Here is a 15,683-nt window from a genome sequence, read left to right on the forward strand (position 1 = left end):
ATCGGGCGAGCAAAACGTAGAACGCTTGACTCGCAAGCCGCGCGAGCGAAGGCGCCGCCTCAATCACCGGAGGATCAAATGACCGCAAGCAACGAAAGCGTCCGCATGGAGCGCGACACGTTCGGCGAGATCGCCGTGCCCGCCCAGCAGCTTTGGGGCGCGCAGACGCAGCGATCGCTGCAGAACTTCCGCATCTCCACCGAAAAGCAGTCGCCGGAACTCATCACCGCGCTAGCGACGATCAAGCGCGCTGCAGCCGAAGTGAATCTCTCGCTAGGCGTGCTCGACGAGACCAGGGCGCACGCGATCATGCAGGCCGCCGACGAGATCATCGCGGGAAAGCATCCGGGCGAATTCCCGCTTGCGGTCTGGCAAACAGGCTCCGGCACGCAAACCAACATGAATCTCAACGAGGTGATCGCGAACCGCGCGAGCGAGATTCTGGGCGGCGAGCGCGGCGAGGCGCGCAAGGTGCATCCGAACGACGACGTCAACCGCGGCCAGTCGTCCAACGACGTGTTCCCGACCGCGATGCACGTGGCCGCCGCCTACGGCATCGTCAAGCATCTGCTGCCGGCGCTCAAGACGCTGCGCAATACGCTCGATGCGAAGGCGAAGGCCTTTGCCGACATCGTGAAGATCGGCCGCACGCACCTGCAGGACGCCACGCCGCTCACGCTCGGCCAGGAGTTCTCGGGCTATGTTGCGCAGCTCGATCACGGCATCAAGCACGTGGAATCTTCGTTGCCCCATCTGTATGAACTCGCGCAGGGCGGCACGGCCGTAGGCACGGGCCTGAACGCGCATCCGCAGTTCGCGCACAAGGTGGCGGAAAGCATTGCGAAGCTGACGGGCGTGCCCTTCGTCACCGCGCCCAACAAGTTCGAGGTGATGGCCGCCGCAGACGCGCTCGTGTTCGCGCACGGCGCGCTCAAGACCGTGGCGGCGAGCCTCATGAAGATCGCCAACGACATTCGCTGGCTCGCGAGCGGTCCGCGCTGCGGCCTGGGCGAGCTGTCGATTCCCGAAAACGAGCCGGGCAGCTCGATCATGCCGGGCAAGGTGAACCCTACGCAGTCGGAAGCCGTGACAATGCTCTGCTGCCAGGTGTTCGGCAACGACGTTGCCGTGAACATGGGAGGCGCGAGCGGCAACTTCGAGCTGAACGTGTTCCGCCCGATGATCGCGCACAACGTGCTGCAGTCCATCCGCATGCTCGCCGACGGTGCGCTCAGCTTCAACGATCACTGCGCGGTGGGGATCGAGCCGAACCGCTCGCGCATCGACACGCTGCTCAACGAATCGCTCATGCTCGTGACGGCGCTCAATCCGCACATCGGCTACGACAAGGCCGCGCAGATCGCCAAGAAGGCGCACAAGGAAGGCACCACGCTCAAGGCCGCCGCGCTCGCGCTGGGACACGTGACCGAGCAGCAGTTCGACGAATGGGTGAAGCCCGGCGAGATGGTCGGCAACGCGAAGAAATAAGGTCTATTTGCAGGGCTGAAATGCAAAACGGGCGGCGTGGTTCAAACCCTCGCCGCCCGTTTTTTCATGCTGGCGCAACAGCGTGCCTGCGTGTCGACCCTGCTTAAACCTGCCCTTTCGCCACTTCCTCGGGCTTGAGTTCGACGATCGCGTCGAGCGCTTCCTTCACGTCGAGCGCGTACTTCGCGAGGCGCTTCTGCTCGTCCGTTTCCGGCACGTACGTGGGCACGGGAATCGGATTGCCGTTTTCGTCGACGGCCACGAACACGATCAGGCAGTCCGTGGTGAGCCGTAGCTGGCCGCTCTTCGGATCGCCGGCATGCACGGTGATGTGAATATGCATCGACGTGCGGCCCGTGGCGACCACGCGCGCGCGCAGCTCGACCATGTTGCCGACGAGAATCGGCCGTCGAAAGCGGATATTGCCCACGCTCACCGTGACGCAATAGCGGCCGGACCAGACCGCGGCGCACGCATAAGCCGTCTCGTCGATCCACTTCATCAGCGCACCGCCGTGCACTTTGCCGCCGAAGTTCACCGAAGTCGGCTCGGCGAGGAACCGGAACGTCGTTTCCGAACGGTCCAGCGGCTGGGTAGGCGTCTTCATCTCGGCTTGGCTCATGGCGAAAAGCCGCGTACGGCGGCTCGTATGGTGGGGTAAGGAGGCGTTGATTATACGAGTGCAATAAGACAGAGAGTCGCAGCCGCCTGCCAAACGCCATCGGCGGTGTTTCTAGCTCGCCGCGAATCGCGCCCGATAGTCGAGGGGCAGCACGCCGTAGGACCTTTCGAACGCGCGCCGCAGATTCTGCTCGGTGCCGAAACCGCAGTCGGCCGCAATGCGCTTGAGCGGGCGGCGCGACTGCACGAGCGCGTGGGCGGCGGCCTCCACGCGCATCGCCGCGACCATGCGCGCAGGCGTGCGCCCCACTGCGTCGACATATCGGCGCGCGAACGTGCGCGGGCTCATGCGCGCTTCTTCGGCCAGACGCTCGACGCTCAGCTCGCCGTGCAGGTTGGCGGCCATCCAGCCGTGCAGCGCGTCGAACTCCGCGCCCGCGCTGACCTGGGCCGCGAGTGCCTCGCTGAACTGCGACTGGCCGCCGGGCCGCTTCATGAACACGACGAGGCGGCGCGCCGCCTGCATCGCGACCGCATGGCCGCAGTCCTCCTCGATCAGCGCGAGCGCGAGATCGATGCCCGCCGTCACGCCCGCCGACGTCCACACCACGCGGCCGTCGCGCTCGTCGCGGATAAAGATCGGCTCGGGATCGACTTCGATACGGGGAAAACGGCGCGCGAGCTGCGCCGCGTTGCGCCAGTGCGTGGCCGCGCGGCGGCCGTCGAGCAGCCCCGCTGCCGCGAGATAGAACGCCCCCGTGCAGACCGACGCGACGCGGCGCGCGTGCGGCGCGGCCGCTGCGATCCAGGCGACGAGTTCGGGTTGCAGCGCGGTGGTGTCGTCGATGGGGACGCCGGGGACGATCAGCGTGTCGATCGTGGCAGGGTCGAGCGTGTCGAGCCGCTCGGTGACGATGGGCATGCCCGCGAAGGTGGGCAGCACGCCGCCGGCGACCGAGGCGAGCGTCGTGCGGTAGGCGCAGGGATCGCCGCCGCGGATACCGCTCGCGACACGCATCGTCAGCTCGGCGCGCCAGAACGCCTCGACGGGACCGCAGGCGTCGAGCAGCACGAGCTCCGGCGCGACGGCGAACACGACATGGCGTGCGTGCGTTTGGGACGGCGGTTGAGACGGCATGGCGGACTCGATGTTGACGATGTGTCCGCATCATCGCACGCGCGCCTTTGGCAGTCAGGCCGAGGTAACATCAAAAACTGCCAGATGATGCCAGGCCGCTCACTTGTGGAACGTGATGCCCTCGTCGATCGTGCCGTACATCGTGATGCCGCTGGCACCGCTCGACGACGGCGCGGAACCGCCTGCGCAGGCGGTGCACAAGGCGGCGAGCGCGGCGACGGCAAAAAGAGCGAGGAAGCGTTTCATGAAAGGCCGGGCCGATTGCGTGAATGAACGATTTTAGCGCGGGGCTCTGGCGCACCGCAGTATGTACCGCCGCAGGCAATGCCTCGACCTCACCGCGGGGATCTCGAGTGGTTGCAATCGACACTTCACCATAGACTGAAACGTCGAATGCGACAATTCGCTAAAGTCACGGTGTGGGCGGCGTCAGCCGCCATCGCAACCATGAAGGAGCCGCCATGAACCTTCCCGCCACCGACGAGTCGAGCCACTTCCCGGGCCTCGCACGCGTTGCCGCACTCCTCGCCGATTCGGGCCGCGCCGCCATGCTGTGGGCGTTGATGGACGGCAGCGCGCGGCCCGCGGGCGAACTCACGATGATCGCGGGGCTGTCGCCTTCGGCGGCGAGCGGCCACCTCGCGCGCCTGACCGACGGCGGGCTCCTCGCGCTCGACGTGCGCGGCCGCCACCGCTACTACCGCATCGCCAACCCCGAGATCGCTGCGGCGATCGAGGCGCTCATGAACGTCGCGCAGGTGTCCAACACCGTCGCCTCGCAACGCCCGGCGCCGCGCCCCGCGCGTACGGTGCCCCTCGAGATGCGCCATGCGCGCACCTGCTATGACCACATGGCCGGCGAAGTGGCCGTGCGGGTGTTCGAACGTCTCGTGGACGGCGGCCTGCTGGTGCGCGACGGCGACACCCTCGAAGCCACCCCCGAGGGCGCAACGCGTCTCGCGGCCTGGGGCGTGGACGTGGCGGCGCTGCGCGCGCGGCGGCGGCGCTTCGCCTGCACCTGCCTCGACTGGAGCGAGCGCAGGCCGCACCTGGGCGGCGCACTCGGCGCGGCGCTGCTCGATTCGTGGACGCAGGGCGGCTGGATCGAGCGCACGAGCCGCCCGCGCGTGTTGCGCATCACACCCAAGGGACAGCGCGAGTTCGACGCAATCGCCGGTGCCTGAGACACCGGCTGCACGCGCGGAATTAGCTGACAATTACCGTACAACATCGCCGATTTCGCGCGCAAAAATGCGCATTTCGCGCGCGGTCACACGTTCTGTTACATCTGGTGCATAAGCCTTAACAAATCCGTGAGCATGGAAACAAGCCCGCCGGATACAGTGCCCTGCATGGGATAGCGCTAAACGCTGCGGCAGCAAAGCGCCAAATCCCATCGACAGGAGAACAATGATGACGCGCACACCTACGATCACCCAGTTTCGGCGCACTTCGCGCCGCACGCTGTTTGCGCTCGCCGCGCTCGCGGCGCTGAACCTCGCAGCCGCGCCCGCGGTCTTCGCGCAGGCAGCGCCGCCCGATGCCGCGACCGCCCCCGCTGCCACGGGCGGCGATCCGCCAAGCCGCGTCGCGCGTCTGGACTACATGGCCGGCGCCGTGACCACCGAGCCGGCCGGCGCGAGCGACTGGTCGTACGCGCAGCTCAACCGCCCGCTCACGACCGGCGACCAGCTCTGGAACGACGCCAATGGGCGCTCGGAAATGCACATCGGCTCGACGGCGGTGCGCCTCGGCGCGCAAACGAGCCTCGACGTCCTCAATCTCGACGATCAAACCGCGCAGCTCAAGATCGCGCAGGGCACGCTCTCGACGCGTGTGCGCGAAGTGCCGCCCGGCAGCTCTTATGAAATCGACACGCCGAACCTCGCACTCGGCGTGACGAGCCCCGGCGACTATCGCGTGGATGTGGCACCCGACGGCAGCAGCACGACCGTCACCGTGCGCAGCGGGAGCGTGACCGTGTACGGCGAAAACGGTCAGACGCCGATGACGGCCGGCCAGCAGATCCGCTTCGCCGGCACCGACCTGCAGCAGGTGGCGAGCGACCAGACGCCGCCGCCGGACGCCTTCGACCAGTGGGGGCTCGCGCGCGACGCCGCCGAGGACCGCTCGGTCTCGGCGCGCTATGTCTCGCGCGACGTCCCGGGCTACCAGGACCTCGACAACAACGGCACGTGGCGCAACGATCCGCAATACGGCGAAGTCTGGACGCCGAACTCGGTACCCACCGGCTGGGCGCCGTATCACGACGGCCACTGGGTGTGGCAGGCGCCGTGGGGCTGGACGTGGGTCGATGACGCGCCCTGGGGCTTCGCGCCGTATCACTACGGACGCTGGGCTTACGTCGACGATTCGTGGGCGTGGGTGCCCGGGCCGGTCGTCGAAAGCGCGCCGCCCGTCTATGCGCCGGCGCTGGTCGCGTTCGTGGGCGGCGGCGACGGCGGCACGGACTGGGGCGTCAACCTCGCGGTAGGCGGCGTCGCGGCCGCGGGCGTCGCGTGGTTCGCGCTCGGGCCGGGTGAGCCATGGCATCCGCACTGGGGCGGCTGGAGCCCGCACTACTACGAGCGCGTGAACCAGACCGTCGTCGTCAACAACTACCGGCGCGACGTCAACATCACGAATATCAACGTTCACAACACCTACGTGAACTATCGCGCGCCGGGTGCGGTGACGGCGGTACCGGCCACGGCGTTCGTCCACGGTCAGCCGGTCTCGCGGTTCGCACAGCGTGTCGATCCGCAGCAATGGCGCAATGCGCGCATCGACCCGGGCACGCCTGGCATCGCGCCTGTGAAGGGCAGCTTCGGGCCCAACATGCGCCGCGCCGACTACCGGCCGCCCGCGGCGCTCAATCAGCGTCAGGTCGTCGCCACGCGCGCGCCCGTCGCACCGCCCGCATTCCACGACAACCTCGCGCAGCGCTTCGCCCACGCCGGCGGCACGGTGCCGGGGGCAGGCGCGCCCGTGGTGCGCGTCTCGGCGCCGGCGCATGCGCCGTCCTCGCCGTTCTCTCCCGCAGCTCACGGCGCGTGGCCCGCACAGAACGTGCGTGTCGTACCGCCGCACTCACCGGTGCTTGGCGCGACGGGCAGGCCGGCGGCCCCGCAGGCGCAAGCCGGCCGTCCGGGCATGCCTGGCGGCGCCCCCCAACCGGGCGCCGCAGCCGCCAACGCCATGCCGCGTGGCCCCGAACATGGCCAGGCGGGCATGCCGCCCGCTGTCGCGCAGGAACATGGCGTGCCGCGTCCGCCGCAGTTTGCGGGCCGGCCCGAAGGCGGCGCGCCTGCAGCCGGTCAGCCCGGCCCGGGTGCGATGAACGCGGCCAACGCGGCGCGCGGCGAAGTGCATCAACCGGCCTGGACACAGCCGCACGCGCCGATGGCCACACGAGGCCAGCCGGGCAGCAACGAGGCAGGCCGACCGCCCGCCGTCGCGATGCAGGAGCAGCGTGACGCGGCGCGTGGCCAGCCGCAGCCGCAAGCGCAGCAACGGATGCCCGAGCCAGCCGCGGCGCAGCACGGCCAGCAGATGCCGCAGCAAGCCGAGGCGCGGCCGGCGCAGCAGCCCGCGGCGCGCCCCGAGTTTCATCCGCAGGCGCAAGCGCAGCCGCAACAGCGTGCCGAGGTCCGTCCGCAACCCCAGCCGCAACCGCAGCAGCGCGCCGAGGTCCGTCCGCAACCCCAGCCGCAACCGCAGCAGCGCGCCGAGGTCCGGCCGCAGCCGCAGCCCCAGCCGCGTCAGGAATTCCATCCGCAGCCTCAACCGCAGCAGCGCGCCGAAGCCCGTCCGCAGCCGCAACCGCAGCCGCGCCCGGAATTCCATCCGCAGCCCCAGCCCCAGCCGCAGCAGCACGCGGAGGCCCGCCCGCAGCCGCAGCCCCAACCGCGTCCGCAGCCGCAGCCCGCGCCTCATCCGCAAGAGCGTGCAAGCGGTGGCAATCACGACGATCGCCACCACGGCTGATCGACGCGCCGCCAACGAAAAAGCCCGCGAACGTCGCCGTTCGCGGGCTTTATTCATGGCGCGGTCATACCGGCCACTCACGCAAATGCAAGCGCCTCACACTGCCATCGGCGCGGTCAGCGGCTCGTGATGCCGGTAGTCGACGAGCGAGAAGTCCGACGGCTCGACCTTTTCGAGCCACTGAGGCTCGTAGACGCCCGTCTTCGCGTACTCGGGCACGCGCTCGGAGATGACCAGACGCGGGCTCGCGTACGGCTCCCGGCGCAGCTGCTCGTTGAGCATATCGAGCTGGTTCTCGTAGATGTGCGCGTCGCCGATGAAGTACGTGAACCAGCGCGGCGTATAGCCCGTGAGCCGGCCCACCAGGTGCAGCAGCACCGCGCCTTCGGTGAGGTTGAACGGCGTGCCGAGGCCCACATCGTTGCTGCGGATGTAGAGGCACAGCGAGATTTCGCGCTTCGTCGGGTTCGGCAGGAACTGGTACAGCAGATGGCAAGCCGGCAGCGCGATCTCTTCGAGCACGGCCGGATTCCAGCCATGAAACAAAATTCGCCGGTCGGTGGGGTTGCTCATGATCGTATCGAGGCACTGACGCAGCTGGTCCACCGCCTTGTAGAGCAGCACCTTGGAGCGGCCATCCTCGGTAAATTCTGCCACGCGCGCATAGCCGCGCGACTGCGCGTCGGCGAGCTGTGCGGCGGCGTCGCCGTCGAGCACCTTGTAAGCAGGCCAGCGCCGCCATTGCACGCCGTACACGTCGCCCAGGTCGTCCGTGCCCTGGCGGTACGGGTTGGCGAGCCACTGGGCGTTCTCGTTCGCGTTGGCGTCCCAGACCTTGCAGCCCAGCGCCCGGAAGTCGGCTGCGCTGCGCGAGGCGCGCAAAAATCCGATCAGCTCACCCACGGCCGACTTGAATGCCAGCTTCTTCGTCGTCACCGCGGGGAAGCCTTCCTGCAGGTCGAAGCGCAGCATGGCGCCCGGCTGGCTGATCGTGCGGATGCCGGTGCGGTTTTCCTGCCAGGTGCCGGTGTCGAGAATCGAGCGGACGAGCTCGAGATACTGTTTCATGCGCGGTTCCCTCGTCGGGCACGTGGCGCCCGGTTCGGATTCAGGATGGAAAAGGAGGATTTTACCCGGCGCGCGCGTCCCGGGTCGGCCGCGCCGAAAGCGCAAGTGCATCACGCAACGGTGACAAGGGCGGAACGCCCACAGGACGGACTACGACGAGCCCGGAGAAAGTCTCGCGACGCTATAAGACGCAGCGAAACGAAACGCATGGCAAAGGCTGCGCAAAGCGACGGCGCGCGATCCACGCGTAGAGCACGAAAGTGCCGGTCGCCTCAATCGACGTCAAGCGCCCTCAGGCAACCCCACTCCGCCTCAACCGCCCGAAGCCAGGCCGCCCGGATGCGGCGCGAGCGGCTCGCTTTCCATATGGCGCATGCCATGCGCGCACAAGAGCCGGTACAGCGTCACGCGGGAGATGCCGAGTTCCTGGGCGGCGTCGCCGAGGCGGCCGCGGTGGCGTAGCAGCGCGAGTTCGATGGCCTGGCGCTCGGCGGCTTCGCGCGCCTGGGCGAGCGAGACCGGCACCACCTCGACGTAGTCGCCGAGTTCGAGATCGCGCGCCGTGATCGCGCGGCCCTCCGACATCACGATGGCGCGCCGCACGCGGTTGATCAACTCGCGCACGTTGCCGGGCCAGCTGTAGTTGTGCAGGGCGGCGATGGCGTCGGGCGAAAAGCCGCGCAGGCGCCGGCTGCCGTCCTTCTTGAAGCGCTCGAGCATGTGCCGCGCGAGCAGCTCGATGTCCTTGCCGCGCGCGCGCAGCGGCGGCTCGTCGATCTGCAGCACGCACAGACGGTGATACAAATCCTGGCGGAAGCGCCCTTCCACCATCGCCGCGCGCATATCGACGTGCGTGGCCGAGATGATGCGCACGTCCACGGGAATCGACTGATGACCGCCCAGGCGCTCGATCTTGCCTTCCTGCAGGAAACGCAGCAGGCTCGCCTGGCTTTCCATCGGCAGGTCGCCGATTTCGTCGAGAAAAAGCGTGCCGCCGTTGGCCGATTCGACCCGGCCGATCTTGCGCTGGCTCGCGCCCGTGAACGCGCCGCGCTCGTAGCCGAACAGCTCGGACTGCAGCAGGTGCGGGGGAATGGCGCCGCAGTTGATCGGCACGAACGGCGCGCTGCGGCGCGCCGAGCGCTCGTGGATCGCCACCGCCGTGAGTTCCTTGCCCGTGCCCGACTCGCCGGAGATGAACACCGGCGCATCGGTCAGCGCGACCTTGCGGATCGAGCGGAACAGCGCCAGCATCGCCTCGCACGAGCCGACCATTTCGCCTTCGGTGCCGCCCGTGGTGTCGTTCGAGGCGACTTCGCAGAGCGAGACCATGCCATACGCGTGGCCGACGGAATCGACGATCCGATCGCCGTTCCAGGGGACCGTTACGTAATCGAAACAGTAATCGCGCACCAGACGGCGCAGCGTTGCGTCCTGCAGCTGGCCCGTCGTGGTCGCAGCCACCCAGCCGACATTGGGCAGCGTGAGGCACGGCTCGAACGAGCCGATTTCATGCAGATGGAATTCGCTGGAAAGATCGAGCAGCCCGCCCGCAGGCATCCCTGCGCGCAGAGCGCGCCGCGCGTCCCGTGCGTTGCCGACGATCTCCACCTGCCAGCCACGCTCGTGGAACCGCTCGTTCAACGCTTCGACCGGTTTTCGCGTCACGTACACCAATTGCCGCGTTGCAGGTTCCATTATTCAGATCCTCTTGCCAACACCATCGTTTGGGAATGACGGCACGCACCTGAATGTACAGACACGCAGCAAAAAGCGGCTTTCGCGTACCTGAAAAACAGTGAACGCGCATGCTTTTGCTGACAGTGAATCCCCGAGTTGTGGCGTGTGTGTCAACTTGCCCAGTTGCGGGCGTTTTCTTTTAGGCATTACGGCTTTTTCTGAAGCTTACTATAGCCTCGTGGCACTTGGATAGAATTTATGCAATGGGAATGGATAAGGGACCGATGGAAATGTTTCCACTAGTTTTCCGGCATTTTGTCAGTGCAGAAAGAATTACGGATGTTTCCTTTCTCTCAATAGTTAAGTGTCTGGCGCGCAAACGTTCTCCTTTGAAACCCGTATCGCATTCCAAACGGGTTTAAACAGCCCCACGTTTCAGCGCTGAAACATTTTGGCGAATATCCGCCATTCAAAATTTGCAGAGAATAGTGCGGTTCGAAGCGTATCAATGGATTGCGGGCGATGGCACACGTTTCGCTAAATGTCTCGCATCAGGAGATACGCCATGCGACTCAACATCCAGCAGGTCCGGCGCAGTGTCATTGGCTACGGCAGTGCATGTGCCGCCATGCTCGTTCCCGCCGCCCTCCTCCTACTCTCGCCCGGTGCTCGCGCACAGGCAGTGGACGATGCACCTGCCGCGCCAACTGCGGTTGCCAGCGTCGCCAGCGCCACCCCGGATGTCGTTCCTGCAACACCTGCGGCACTCGTTCCCGCCACGCTAGCAGTGGGCACGCCGGCCAGCGACACGACTTCGACAGCCGCGGCCCCGGCCAGCACCACGTCCGCCAGCGCCCCCGCCCCGGCCGACCCCGTCGCCTTTGGCAATGACGGCGTCTTCGCGGGCATCGGCTCTCTCGACGACCAGACGCTTTCGCGCCAGCGCGGCGGCGCCGTCGGCATGGTGATGATGGCTGCCACCCCGCAACTGATGCGCGGCAACAACAACGTGACGCTCTGGGACGAAATCGCGCCGCCCGCACCGCTGCCAATCCCTGTCGACGCGACCCAGAACACGCAGGGCAACCTCGCGAGCTACACGAGAAAGTAACGATGAGATAGCACCCGCGCCGCTTGCTGCGCGGTGTCCTGGTTCGCTGCGAACACGCGCGGCCAGGACGAAATGACCGGACAAGGCGCCGATGTGCCGACTCCGGCCAGGAGGAGACCAGCATGAGAGCACGCAATGCGACGCGCGGCACCCGCCGCCGGTCGGCCCAGTTCGCCGCCGCCCTGTGCGGCTTACTGGCCGCGAGCGTCACGGCGGGCGTGGCCGCCCAGCAGGTCACGAATCCCGGCGACGTCATCGTCGAACGAGACATCACGCCGCGCAGCGCTTTCGACAACGTGCCGAAGAATCAGGACCCGGTGCTCGTGCGCGCCACAACCTTCCCCAAGAACAGCTTCGACCCGGCGATGGCGACGCTCGTCACCGACACCGATCTCACCAACGCGCACGGCTCGAGCGGCGTCAACGCGAACGGCGCATTGAGTGCGCAGACCGCCGGCGTCCAGGCGCTCACGCGCATTCTCACGGGCAGCGCAACCGGCTCGAATGTGGCGGCCGGAGCCGGCGCGACCGGCGGCGTCGGCGCCGGTCTCGGCGGCACGATTTCCTCGACGATCACAGGCGCGCTCGCCCCACTCTCGGGCGCCATGGGAGGCATGAAATGAGCCGTTCGATCCAGACGTCACGCGCGTGGCGCACGGCGCTTTCCGGCGCGCTCGCCGGCGTCGCCGCGCTCGCCTTCGCGAGCGCCGCGCAGGCCCAGGTGAGCGTCGGCGCGACGGCGAGCATCGCCCCGGGCGCCGCCACCTCGACGACCGGCGCGCTCACGGTGAACGAGACCGCGGGTGTCGACAACGCGCAGGCCAACCAGCTGACGATCACGACCGGCAACGTGTCGATCAACGTCAACGGCGACGAGCAGCTCGCCAGCGTCACGGCGCGACTCAAGGGCGCGAGCGCGACGATAGGTGCAGGAGCTTTTGCAAACGCGAACGGCGCAATGATGGTGAATCAGTCGGCGGGCGTGGGCAATGTCCAGCGCAACACTGCTCTCATCAGCAGTGGTGCGATTGGTGTAGTGGCGGTCTCGGACGGGGAACTGTCCGCGGCGGCTGCTCAAAACGGCGGTCAGGGGCAAATGGCCCAGGCAGGGGGTATTCGTGAGGTACGCATCGACAATGCGGCATTCAGGAATGCGACGGGCCTCGTGCAGGTGAACCAGACGGCCGGCGCCGGTAACGCTACGGCAAACAGTTTTGTGCTCCGTCCCCCGGCGGGCACTCTTTTTTAACTGACCACTCAGTATCGGAGCGAAATCATGAAGCGCACCCTCATAGCAGCGGCAGTTCTTGCGTCGGCGGTAGGCTCCGCTCACGCGGCAAATTCGGCGTATCTCTTCAACGCCACAGGCGTCACGCAATACGTAGGCATCGAAGGCTTTGTCGCGCTGTTCGGCTGCGTCTCGGTTTCGAGCACCGCCGGCGCCGTCATCAACAACAACCAGACCACCGGTGGCGGCACGCTGCTTCCGCAAGCGCAAAGCTACAACAGCGGCAAGATCACCACGGCAGTGAACAACACCACGTGGAGCGTGACGGGCACGGGCAGCAATTCCTTCTCGAAGTCCTCGAGCTCGAGCGAGTCGAGCAGCTCGTCGTCGTCGAGCAGTTCGTCGCATTCGCATCAAGTGAATGCGTCGAACTCGAAGAGCTCGTCGAGCAACTCGAGCTTCAGCAAGACCTTCAACGCAAGCGCGAGCGCCGACTATCACGTCGCGACCGACAATGGCAGCACACATGACCACACGACTGCCAGCACCTATAGCGACACGGGCAGCGCGGCCCTTGGCACGAGCTACAGCAGCGTAGGCAACAACACGTCGACGAAGTCGCAGAGCGGCAATGGCAGCCTCCAGGCCAACGCATCGTGGTCGCACACCGGCAACCACCGGAACGGCTCGGCCGGCATCGACCTCACTGGCTCGGAAAGCACGTCGCACACCACGACCAACTCGCACAACAACAGCGACACGACGAACGTCGGCGCGGCCTGGTCCGTGAACAACAACAAGAATACGAGCAACAGCTCGACGACCGCCAATACGGCTCATGCTGACGGCACGGCCAGCGCCGCGCTTTCGACGAGCGTGAACGGCACGAGCGAAAAGTCGAAGAACTCGTCGAGCACGTACGCATCCATGTACAGCTCGTCGAGCTCCAGCTCGGATTCGCATAGCCACTCGTCGTCGCGCAGCTCGAGCTCGAGCAAGAGCTGGGGCTACAACGTGAGCGACTCGCTCAACACCGTCGACGAGCACACCACCGGCTCCGTTACGCAGCATATCAACACACAACAGGCGGGCACGCTCGACGCCAATACCGGCAACGGCGCAGCAACCGGCGTGACGGGCAACCTCGGCGTGAACATCGCTGAAGGCATCAACAACGCGCAAAGCAACGACGTCGCGCTCGCTTCCGTCGACATGGGCAACGTGTTCGGCAACGCGCAGATCTTCAACACGCAGGCGTCCAGCGGTAGCGCCCACGTGAAGAACTTCAACCTGAACGCGTCTGTCGGCGACGGCTCTCTCGCCAACGTATCGGGCAACGTCGGCGTGAACGTCGCATCCGGCATCGGCAACGCGCAGAACAACAGTCTTGCGGGCTCGGTGACGACGGCAACCCCGGGTGCCTACTCGACGGTTGCGATGGTCGCGACGGATAACAGCTCGCAGAACGCCAACATGTCGGCAGTCGGCCAGTTCCAGGGTACGGCCAGCCTCGGCGCCAATACGCTCACCGGCGCGCAAGGCAACATCGGCGTGAACATTGCCGGCGGCATCGGCAACCTGCAGCACAACGGCATGGCAATCGCCGCGATGAACAACGGCCACTAAGCACGGTTGGCAGCACTGCAGGAACTGGGCTCGCCCCAGGCAGAAAACGCAGCAAGCAACGCGCGCCGGCTGTCCCACCGCAGCCGGCGCGCATACCAGAAGGCAGGAGACCACCATGTCCGGGCCCGTATCGACCCCGGCATCAAGGATGTTTGTCGTCGCGCTGACGCTCTCGGCCAGCGCAGCCCTTGTGCCTGTGCATGCGCAGCAGTCGACGCTCGACGCGACCCACCTCGTCGGCGTGCCGGTGAAGCTGCCGCTCCACTCGATGCGGGACCTGCGCTATCGCAGCATCGTCAGCCAGCAGTACGACTACAGCTGCGGCGCCGCCGCACTCGCCACACTGCTCAAGTATGGCTACGGCATCGACATCCCCGAACCTGAGCTGATCCGCCAGATGATGGTGTTCTCCACGCCCGAGGTGGTCGTCAAGAACGGCTTCTCCATGCTCGACATGAAGAAGTTCGTCGAGACGATCGGCTTGCGCGGCCGCGGTTTTCGCGTCAATACCGACGCGCTCTACCACCTGCAGATTCCCGTGCTGGTGCTCATGAACATCGATGGCTATGAGCACTTCGTGATCGTCAAGCACGCCGAGAACGGCCGCATCTTCATTGCGGACCCCGCGCTCGGCAACCGGATCGTCGCCGAAGACGACTTCGCCAAAACATGGAACGGCCTCGTCTTCGCGGTGCTCGGCAAACCGTTCCTGGAGGACTCTCCGCTGTTGCAGAACAACGAGTCGCTCGCGCTCAAGCTGCGTGAACAAGCCTTGCTCAATGGCACCGCGGCGACTCCCTTCTTCGAGTACGGCCTCGATAAGGCCGTCATGTTCTGAAGTCCGAAGAATCATGAAACGCAACCTCTCACAGTGTGGCATCGCGGCAGCCGTCTGCGCGCTCGCCTGCGCTTTTTCGAGCGGTGCGCTAGCGGCTGAAGGCATCGGCTTGCCGCAACCGGTGCCGGCGTTTCTCGCGAACGCCGACGGACAGGCGCAAGGCATCCGCTGCGAAGCCGTCGGCGACGACGTGCTCGCGCATCAGACCGGCAAATATGCCGGCAGCGACATGATTTCCGGGTTCGTTCTGAACCTGCTTTCTCAATGGCAATTGCCAAACGGCGCGACCGCAGTCGCGCAAGGCGCGCTCGCGGTCGCCCAGAACGCGGCCAACCAGGTGAGCGCGCAGGTGAAGACCTATGCAACCGTGATCGACCCGACGCAGGGCGGGGCCACGGGCGCAAACAGCGGCGCAAACCCGAACGCGACGGCCACCGGCGGCCAGAACGTCTCGGTCAACGGCGTCTCGCAGATCACCCAGGTGGCCGGCAACGGCAATACGGGCGCCAATGCCGCCACCATCTCCTATGACAACAACGCGCCGCACCTCGCGAATCTGCCTGGCGCCGCCAACCAGTCGAGCGCGTCGGCATCGAACGCGACCGGCAGCATAAGAGCGGGCATCTCGTTCGGCAGTAACGGCGTCAACGTGACGCTGCAGACGCCGGCGGGCATCGCCACGCAGAACATCGTGCCGGGCAACATGCAGCAAGCCGGCGCGATCGCCCAGTTACTCCAGGTCGCAGGCAACAACCAGCAGGTCGCCAACCAGTTGCAACTGAGTCTGCAGACGCAGCAGATGACGTCGCAAATGATCCGGCAGACCGGCGTATTACAGGCTCTGCGAAATCTCCACTAACCGAGGGCCTACACGAGACGTGCCAGTCAAGGAGACCAC

The 15,683-nt window shown here is 66.4% G+C and carries 14 protein-coding genes; 9 read left to right on the forward strand and 5 right to left on the reverse strand.

The window, feature by feature from the left end; genetic code table 11:
* Nucleotides 1–78 precede the first annotated feature (78 nt).
* Entirely contained in the window at nucleotides 79–1,488 is a 1,410-nt protein-coding gene (fumC, locus tag BFD71_RS07215) for a class II fumarate hydratase (protein WP_069262598.1), read from the forward strand.
* Nucleotides 1,489–1,591: 103 nt separating this feature from the next.
* Here the strand turns inward: fumC and BFD71_RS07220 are convergent, their stop codons facing one another.
* From BFD71_RS07220 to BFD71_RS41350, 3 genes are all read right to left on the reverse strand, one after another.
* Nucleotides 1,592–2,095 (reverse strand): acyl-CoA thioesterase, encoded by a 504-nt coding sequence (locus BFD71_RS07220; RefSeq protein ID WP_069262939.1) that lies wholly within the window; start codon nucleotides 2,093–2,095, stop codon nucleotides 1,592–1,594.
* Between the two features lie 126 nt (nucleotides 2,096–2,221).
* Nucleotides 2,222–3,247 (reverse strand): GlxA family transcriptional regulator, encoded by a 1,026-nt coding sequence (locus tag BFD71_RS07225; protein WP_069262599.1) that lies wholly within the window; start codon nucleotides 3,245–3,247, stop codon nucleotides 2,222–2,224.
* 99 nt (nucleotides 3,248–3,346) lie between these two features.
* Nucleotides 3,347–3,493 carry a hypothetical protein gene (locus BFD71_RS41350; protein ID WP_176732839.1) on the reverse strand — a complete coding sequence of 49 codons (147 nt, stop codon included), beginning with the start codon at nucleotides 3,491–3,493 and terminating at the stop codon, nucleotides 3,347–3,349.
* A 215-nt stretch (nucleotides 3,494–3,708) separates the two neighbouring features.
* On the opposite strand from BFD71_RS41350, the gene BFD71_RS07230 reads away from it, so the two are divergent.
* Together BFD71_RS07230 and BFD71_RS07235 are read left to right on the forward strand one after the other, a co-directional pair.
* Nucleotides 3,709–4,431: an ArsR/SmtB family transcription factor gene (locus BFD71_RS07230; protein WP_069262600.1), complete on the forward strand. Its 723-nt coding sequence runs from the start codon at nucleotides 3,709–3,711 to the stop codon at nucleotides 4,429–4,431.
* 226 nt (nucleotides 4,432–4,657) lie between these two features.
* On the forward strand, nucleotides 4,658–7,234 hold the full coding sequence (locus tag BFD71_RS07235) for a DUF6600 domain-containing protein (protein ID WP_069262601.1): 2,577 nt from the start codon (nucleotides 4,658–4,660) through the stop codon (nucleotides 7,232–7,234).
* Between the two features lie 96 nt (nucleotides 7,235–7,330).
* Here BFD71_RS07235 and BFD71_RS07240 read toward each other — a convergent pair whose 3' ends face one another.
* Together BFD71_RS07240 and BFD71_RS07245 are read right to left on the reverse strand one after the other, a co-directional pair.
* Nucleotides 7,331–8,302 (reverse strand): thymidylate synthase, encoded by a 972-nt coding sequence (locus BFD71_RS07240; protein ID WP_069262602.1) that lies wholly within the window; start codon nucleotides 8,300–8,302, stop codon nucleotides 7,331–7,333.
* 312 nt (nucleotides 8,303–8,614) lie between these two features.
* The gene (locus BFD71_RS07245; RefSeq protein ID WP_069262603.1) at nucleotides 8,615–10,000 is read right to left on the reverse strand and encodes a sigma-54 dependent transcriptional regulator; all 1,386 of its coding nucleotides are present in this window, start codon (nucleotides 9,998–10,000) and stop codon (nucleotides 8,615–8,617) included.
* Between the two features lie 547 nt (nucleotides 10,001–10,547).
* Here BFD71_RS07245 and BFD71_RS07250 point away from each other — a divergent pair.
* The 6 genes from BFD71_RS07250 (at nucleotide 10,548) to BFD71_RS07275 (ending at nucleotide 15,644) form a co-directional block, all read left to right on the forward strand.
* Nucleotides 10,548–11,093 (forward strand): hypothetical protein, encoded by a 546-nt coding sequence (locus BFD71_RS07250; protein ID WP_069262604.1) that lies wholly within the window; start codon nucleotides 10,548–10,550, stop codon nucleotides 11,091–11,093.
* A 122-nt stretch (nucleotides 11,094–11,215) separates the two neighbouring features.
* Nucleotides 11,216–11,716, forward strand: coding sequence for a hypothetical protein (locus BFD71_RS07255; RefSeq protein ID WP_069262605.1), 501 nt, complete (start codon nucleotides 11,216–11,218; stop codon nucleotides 11,714–11,716).
* Nucleotides 11,713–12,342 (forward strand): hypothetical protein, encoded by a 630-nt coding sequence (locus BFD71_RS07260; protein WP_176732841.1) that lies wholly within the window; start codon nucleotides 11,713–11,715, stop codon nucleotides 12,340–12,342. Before BFD71_RS07255 ends, BFD71_RS07260 begins: the two co-directional genes overlap by 4 nt.
* 27 nt (nucleotides 12,343–12,369) lie before the next feature.
* Nucleotides 12,370–13,947, forward strand: coding sequence for a beta strand repeat-containing protein (locus BFD71_RS07265; RefSeq protein ID WP_069262606.1), 1,578 nt, complete (start codon nucleotides 12,370–12,372; stop codon nucleotides 13,945–13,947).
* Nucleotides 13,948–14,062: 115 nt separating this feature from the next.
* Nucleotides 14,063–14,785 carry a C39 family peptidase gene (locus BFD71_RS07270; RefSeq protein ID WP_069262607.1) on the forward strand — a complete coding sequence of 241 codons (723 nt, stop codon included), beginning with the start codon at nucleotides 14,063–14,065 and terminating at the stop codon, nucleotides 14,783–14,785.
* Between the two features lie 13 nt (nucleotides 14,786–14,798).
* On the forward strand, nucleotides 14,799–15,644 hold the full coding sequence (locus BFD71_RS07275) for a peptidase C39 (protein ID WP_069262608.1): 846 nt from the start codon (nucleotides 14,799–14,801) through the stop codon (nucleotides 15,642–15,644).
* Nucleotides 15,645–15,683: the final 39 nt, after the last annotated feature.

It is taken from the genome of Paraburkholderia nodosa (assembly GCF_001718195.1).
Classification (GTDB): Bacteria; Pseudomonadota; Gammaproteobacteria; order Burkholderiales; family Burkholderiaceae; genus Paraburkholderia; species Paraburkholderia nodosa_A.

Coding starts and splice junctions, on each gene's coding strand:
- BFD71_RS07230 (WP_069262600.1), top strand. CDS start 3,709: ATGAACCTTCCCGCCACCGACGAGTCGAGCCACTTCCCGGGCCTCGCA.
- BFD71_RS07275 (WP_069262608.1), top strand. CDS start 14,799: ATGAAACGCAACCTCTCACAGTGTGGCATCGCGGCAGCCGTCTGCGCG.
- BFD71_RS41350 (WP_176732839.1), bottom strand. CDS start 3,493: ATGAAACGCTTCCTCGCTCTTTTTGCCGTCGCCGCGCTCGCCGCCTTG.
- fumC (WP_069262598.1), top strand. CDS start 79: ATGACCGCAAGCAACGAAAGCGTCCGCATGGAGCGCGACACGTTCGGC.
- BFD71_RS07240 (WP_069262602.1), bottom strand. CDS start 8,302: ATGAAACAGTATCTCGAGCTCGTCCGCTCGATTCTCGACACCGGCACC.
- BFD71_RS07255 (WP_069262605.1), top strand. CDS start 11,216: ATGAGAGCACGCAATGCGACGCGCGGCACCCGCCGCCGGTCGGCCCAG.
- BFD71_RS07250 (WP_069262604.1), top strand. CDS start 10,548: ATGCGACTCAACATCCAGCAGGTCCGGCGCAGTGTCATTGGCTACGGC.
- BFD71_RS07260 (WP_176732841.1), top strand. CDS start 11,713: ATGAGCCGTTCGATCCAGACGTCACGCGCGTGGCGCACGGCGCTTTCC.
- BFD71_RS07265 (WP_069262606.1), top strand. CDS start 12,370: ATGAAGCGCACCCTCATAGCAGCGGCAGTTCTTGCGTCGGCGGTAGGC.
- BFD71_RS07225 (WP_069262599.1), bottom strand. CDS start 3,247: ATGCCGTCTCAACCGCCGTCCCAAACGCACGCACGCCATGTCGTGTTC.
- BFD71_RS07235 (WP_069262601.1), top strand. CDS start 4,658: ATGATGACGCGCACACCTACGATCACCCAGTTTCGGCGCACTTCGCGC.
- BFD71_RS07220 (WP_069262939.1), bottom strand. CDS start 2,095: ATGAAGACGCCTACCCAGCCGCTGGACCGTTCGGAAACGACGTTCCGG.
- BFD71_RS07270 (WP_069262607.1), top strand. CDS start 14,063: ATGTCCGGGCCCGTATCGACCCCGGCATCAAGGATGTTTGTCGTCGCG.
- BFD71_RS07245 (WP_069262603.1), bottom strand. CDS start 10,000: ATGGAACCTGCAACGCGGCAATTGGTGTACGTGACGCGAAAACCGGTC.